General features: G+C 28.7%; 5 protein-coding genes. All 5 read right to left on the minus strand.

Annotated features, from left to right (window positions below; translation table 11 throughout):
* The coding region (locus tag PKV21_08440) for a DEAD/DEAH box helicase family protein (protein ID HOM27516.1) at nucleotides 1-2,107 on the minus strand (2,107 nt) is incomplete at its 3' end.
* A complete protein-coding gene (locus PKV21_08445) occupies nucleotides 2,097-2,492 on the minus strand; it encodes a HEPN domain-containing protein (GenBank protein HOM27517.1) in 396 nt (131 codons plus the stop codon). The genes PKV21_08445 and PKV21_08440, both read right to left, overlap by 11 nt.
* Entirely contained in the window at nucleotides 2,489-2,800 is a 312-nt protein-coding gene (locus tag PKV21_08450) for a nucleotidyltransferase domain-containing protein (GenBank protein ID HOM27518.1), read from the minus strand. Before PKV21_08450 ends, PKV21_08445 begins: the two co-directional genes overlap by 4 nt.
* A gap of 12 nt (nucleotides 2,801-2,812) precedes the next feature.
* Nucleotides 2,813-5,992: a site-specific DNA-methyltransferase gene (locus PKV21_08455; protein ID HOM27519.1), complete on the minus strand. Its 3,180-nt coding sequence runs from the start codon at nucleotides 5,990-5,992 to the stop codon at nucleotides 2,813-2,815.
* Between the two features lie 105 nt (nucleotides 5,993-6,097).
* Nucleotides 6,098-6,291: hypothetical protein (locus PKV21_08460; protein HOM27520.1), on the minus strand; the 194-nt coding region annotated here is incomplete at its 5' end.

Genomic DNA, 6,291 nt, shown 5'->3' on the forward strand with positions numbered 1-6,291 from the left:
AATCAAGCAGTTCCAAATCAATAAGATTAGATATTACCTCTTCAGAAGTTTCTTCAATTGCCTTTGTTACTTCAATTGATATTTCTTTTTCATAATCTTTATACTTTCTTTCTCGTCCAATATAACTTGTGACTTTCGGAGTTAAATCTAAGGTATATTGTATATGTTCGTCTGGTTTTAAAAATACAACTTCTTTTTCTTCATACTTTACACATAATTTCTTTTTTAAATAAGGAAGTTTACTCCACTTTTCTTTTTCCAAAGGTATGACAGGTATTTTTATTTCTTCAAAGTCAACATCTTCTTTTCTTATTTCTTCTAAAAATTTATTCATATAATCTGCTTTTATTCCGTAAATGTTTAATGTTTCAAGAAGGGCAATCTCTTTATTTTCACTTCTTTTTAAAGTCATATTTTTGCCTTTCAATCTTACGCCTCTTCCAAACAATTGAATAATCTGTGGTCCTTGTCCTTTGCCTATATTCAAAAGACCCATTGAAGATACACGCCAGGTGTCCCAACCTTCAATGAATTTTTTTGAACCAATAAGTATGTTGATACTTGAGTTTTCCTTCTTTATATCATCAAATAAAGATTGAGAGATTGCATCTTGTTCAATTGTAATTTTTTCCTGTTCAAGTAATTTTTTAAAACCAGATATATCGCCAATATTTATAACACCAAAGTATGGATTTTCTCCAATTTTTAACCCAAATTCACCTTCAGAATTTTTTATCTCATATATCTTAAAACTACCTTTGCCAATAAAAACTTTTTTATAAATATCATCAACATCAATGACTTTTCCTCTTAACAACGGAAATCTATTTTCAAAAATATCATTTCCATTATCATCTTCTAAACCAGTTTTTCCACTTAAAACAAAATCAATTTTTTTCTTTAACCAGTTTTGATCTTCTGTAATTTTCTTTATAAACTTAACAATTTCTAAAACATCTGACTCTTCTTCTTTTCCTGTCACTGTTGTTCCGACAAAAATCCAAAGTGGCTTTTCAATGTTATATTCTTTTGCCAAAGTTGTTTTTTCTTCATATAAAACTATCTGTTCATAAAAAGATAAAAGGTTTGCAACAAACATTGTTTCTTGAAAATCTTTGTCTGACAATTTCGTTTCATTAACGTTCAAAACTTTAAAGTCCTTCCCATAGCCGTCTAAATAGAAGTATTTGTAAGAATAATCAAAGATTATTGATTTTGAATATTCTTTTAGTGTTTCTTTGTTTTTCTTACTTAAAATCTGTGCAAAGGTTGCACTATATTCAAAAACAAAGCCATTTTCTGAAAGTTTATCTCTTAACTTTGCCCATTTTTGCTCTTCTGATTTTCTACCTTTATGTCCCTCATCAACAAACATCAAATTCTTTCCTTCAAATGTTTCAACAGGCAAAGTTACTCCACCACCTTTCTTCTCTTCAACAAACTTTGTCATCTCAATTACCAAAACTTCATTTTCCGTCTTTAAGCCACCGTTTAATGAACCCGAACCTGAATAAATTCTTGCTGGTATCCCACTTTTAATTAGCTCTTCATAATGCTGTTTTGAAAGTCCTTCATTTGGAGTGATAAAAATTATGTTGTCAGGAGAGAAAAGATTATATTTGAAAAACTGGTAGTAGTTTATATGAGCAATGAGTGTCTTTCCGGAACCGGTTGCCATCCAAAAAGCAAGTTTTTTAAAATCATCTTCAGTAAAGTTGCCTATTAAGTCTTTTGCATTTTCATCTTCGTAATTTTCTAAAAATTCATTTAATTGATAAAGAAATAATTGTTTATTGTTTTTTAAGTTATCCAAAAATATCTCAGTAAATAAAACAGCAAGGTATTGAAAGTATTTTAGAGAAACATTGCCCCTCCTATAATTTATCTTTTTTTCATACTCCTGAATGTTTTTATCATACCTCAATAACTCATCTTCGTTTATTTTTAATCCGTCTAACCCAGTTAAGACATTTACAAAATGTGTTCTTCCATCGCTATCAGTGCCTTCTTTTGTATCCTTTAATTTTAATTGTAAGTCTCTGAAATCTTTTTCACCAAAAAGTGAGAGAAAGTATTTGTTTAAAATTAAGTACTTTTCAATTTTCATAGTTTAATTTTTCCAATATAAAACTTTTTACTTTTTTTGCAATCTCAACTGCTTCTTTTGCCTCTTCAATAGTTGGTACATAAAACTCATCTGGATATCTTACCTCAACTGCATATCTTGTAAGTTTATTCGCTTTTATTTCATAAAGATATTCAAATTCATCATCGTTTTCTTTACATAATTCAATCAACTCAGCAATATCATGTGTTTTACCAAATGGTTTACTTATAAAAGTTAAATATGCCTTTAAATATTTTTCAACGCATTGTTGAGCATGAAAACAAACAGTACTTGTAAATGGTTCTGATACACTTAGTTCGTCTTCAGCAGTTTTTAAATCACCGTCAGCAATGAAAATCCAGTTTTTATAACTATTTTTTTTCATACCTCAATACCTTCCTTAAGGATATAATAGGTTATTTTTCCCACATCATCTTTTTCTTCTTCTATCTCATCATCTGATTTTATGATAATATCATTTGGAATTCTTAATTTTGCTAATTTTATTTTAATCCCATCAATAATATCCCATTTTTCATTAAAACTGAGTTTTTTATCAACAATCACAAAAAAATCAAAATCACTGTCTTGTCTATAAGTTCCTTTTGCTCTGCTTCCAAATAGAATAATCTTTAAAACCTTAAGTCCATTTTTTTCAATCTCTTCTTTTATTATCTTCAATGCTTCTTCCATATCACTTTACCATTAACTTTTAAAATCTGGTTCAATTAACTTTTTAAATTCTGCTTCAATATATCTTATTTCTGCTTGAAAATCATCAAAACTCTGTGTTAAAACACTTTGTCCATTTACATAAACAACCTGTGGCTTCCATTCTTTTAATTCTTTTTTGATAAACTTTTTGTCTTTGTAAATTTTAAATTTTTTATAGTTAATCTCTTCTTTCGTATCTTCCTTTTCTTTAATTTCATTCAATTCTTCAATCCAATTATCATCAAACTCTCTCCAGACAATAGCAAAATCCCTCCCTTCCTTCTCACCAAGAATAAATAAGTATCTCTTCCCTTCATTATATCTTATCTTCATCCTCTTTACCTTTAATCCAAGAAGATAATTAAATGTTTCAGGAATATCAACAATAACTTCTTTTGGTTCTGATCCTTCATATATTTTAAGTTTATAAGCAAATGGATTTTTTAGTTTTTCAATGTTTAATAAATACTCACTTTCTCTTGTTTCAAAGTCAAGGAAGTATTTTAGAAGGTATTCGTCTTTAAAAAGTTCCTGTGCTTTTTTATTTTCTTTAAGTTCAATGTTATCAAGACAATCTTCGTATTGTTCAAATGTTTGATATTTAAAGAAACCACCTGCGTTTTTTTCGTTGTATTTTTCCTTTACATCTTTTTCTTTACTTATTCCTGATTTATCGTAAGCCAAAACTTTTTTCATTCTTGGTAAAATTACTGTCCAGAAATGATCTCCCATTTCAATTCCAATCCATTTTCTTTTAAGTTTGTGTGCTACTGCTGTTGTTGTGCCAGAGCCAAGGAAAAAGTCCATAACTAAATCATTTTCATTGGAGGTGGATTCTATGACACGCTTTAAGAGGATTTCTGAGTTTTCTGTTTGAAAGTTCCAACCATCTGAATAAGATGGTATGTCTTTCCAGTTATCAGTTATCTTTTGTTCTTCAGATGTTAGATATTCAACTTTCCAATTATCAGATTTACAATTGAGACAGACTTCAATTTTTTTAACTCCATAGACTTTAGTAGTTGAAAATATGTCAGCGAATTTAAACTTTTCTTTTGTTTGCATAATGTATTCTATGAAATTTTCCTTTCTTTCCTTCTCATCCCAATAGTATATAGCATCGCACTCCCTACACTTTAGCCTTAAATAATGTTCTTTGAGTAATTTGTCTACCTTTTCCTGAATTAATGAAAAATGTTGGCCTGGTGGAGGATATAAAACTTTTCCAAAGAATATTCTCTCTGCAGGCTTTCTCTCTTCCTGCTTTAAAAATCCTGTCCATTTAAAATCTGTTAAACTTCTCGACTTATATAAATCTTTCCTAAGATATTGACCCGTTTTTGAAAATAGGAAAAGCCATTCACTTTCTACTTCAAATTTTTCCGGCGTGCCTATAGCTTGCCTTTTCCTATTTATACTTATCTCATTTCTGAAATTCTCCTCGTCAAAAATCTCATTCATCAAAGGTCTGACAATCCAGTTTCCGTTATAATCACACCTTACAAAAATGCTTCCTCTATCATTTAATAAATCTCTTGCTAATCTTAACCTATTTTCAAGCATACTTATCCAAGTTGAATCTTTATACTTTACATTGTAAAGATAATCTGCATCTTGTTCTTTGTTAAATGGTGGGTCAATATAAATTGTCTGCACTCTCTCTTTATACTTGTTTAAAAGCAAATTCAATGCCTGCCAGTTTTCACTTTTAATTAAAACTCCATCTAAAATATCGTCTAAATCATACTTTTCAGAGATTTTTTCCAAAAGTTTAAACTTAAACTCTTCATCAAAATACCTTGTATCTATCGGAAGCTTTTTGTTTTCTAAATCCTTTTTATTTTTTATTTCTCCAAAACCAAGTTCTTCCCATTCTTTTAGCTGGTTTTCATTTCTTAAAACCGCTTCAATCACTTCATCTAAAAATTTTTCATCTGTCCATTCTTTTATCCTATCAAGTGTAATAACATAATCAGTTCTTATAACAAACTTTTTTTTCTCCCATAATTTTTTTTGAAAATCTTCAATCTGTGAAAGAAAATCAATTATCTTTTCTCCAATCTCTCTAACAACTTTTGCTCTTGTTATGTGTTTGTCTAAAAATTTTTCTTCTTCAAGTGTTTTTATATCTAAAACTTCTGCTTTTATAAAATAGTCAAGTTGTTCTTCTAAAAATCTCTTTAAGTTCTTATGTATAAAAAAGTCCCTTGTGTTTTTAGCAGTAAATCTGTTTATATGATAAAGCAAAACTGGTTTTTCGTTTTTTGTCTCTTCTATTAAATCCTTTAAAAGATAAAACTGCTTTTGAGCTTGTAAAATTTCTTTTATTTCTTCAAAAATCACTTGATTGATTTTTTCCTGTTTTGGTAGTTGGTCTTTTTTATCTTCTTCATTGTTATTATCTTTTTCATCTTTAACTTTATTATTTAGTTTTTTAACTTCTTCCTCTGATAAAAACTTATACTTGAAATAAACAACTACTTCTTTTTTATTTTCATCAATCTCTAATTTTTTGTTGGATAAAATAAATCTTTTTTGTTTTTCCTTTTGCTTATTTGTTGATAATTCCTCTTCTGCTGTCTCTGTTCTAAAAAGCACCCTATAGTCGCCAGCTTTGAATGTGTAATCTCTGAAAAGAAAACCTGTTTTAGTATAATATTGTTCTGAATTTGCCCAGTAAAGTTTTACCTCTTCACCATTGTATGGAATAGCATATTTATGTGTTTTTATTGAATATCTGTATTGTGGAGTAAAATCACCTTCTTCATAATACCTTGAAAAGAAGTTATAAAGGTCATTAAAAACCTGAAGTTTAATCTCATCAATTTTATCTGCTTCTTCCTTTTGTGCTTTAATCTCAAGATATTTTTTACCAAGTGGAGTATTTTTAAATTCTTCTTTAAGTTCTCCAATAGAAGTAATGGCTTCATTGCCAAAGTTTTTAATTATCTCCTGTTTTGCTTTCTCAAATTCCTGGTCTATATTTCTCAAAATACCGTTTTTATGCTTTTCAAATGCTTCATCAACAATAGCAGGAAGTTTGTTTTGGATAAAATCCTCAATTTCTCTTCTTTTATAATTCAAAATTCTATAAATTCCAAAATCTAAATCTGAAGAGTCAAACTGAAAAAGATCTTTTAAAAGACTTTGAAATTTCTGAAGTGCCTCCATCTTAATTTCTCCTGTTTTTATGTAAAATTTATTTTTATTTTTTCCATAACACCCTACCTCCCTTAAACGCCTCCCTATAAACCCTTTTCAACCTTTCCTTATACTTCACATTTGGGGTCTATCTTCTGCACTTCTTATTAAATCGTAAGTTTCTTTGGTTGTTCCAATCCCAATGAGAATTCTTATTTTCTCAGTTTTTTGTAGTGGCTTATATATGGCGTAAAACCCACTTACATAAAAATAAGCAACTAAACAATCAAAAAATTTACAATCCTTTATTAATTGTGCAAATCTATCTT

The sequence above is a fragment of the bacterium genome (assembly GCA_035371905.1).
Lineage (GTDB): Bacteria > Ratteibacteria > UBA8468 > B48-G9 > JAFGKM01 > JAMWDI01.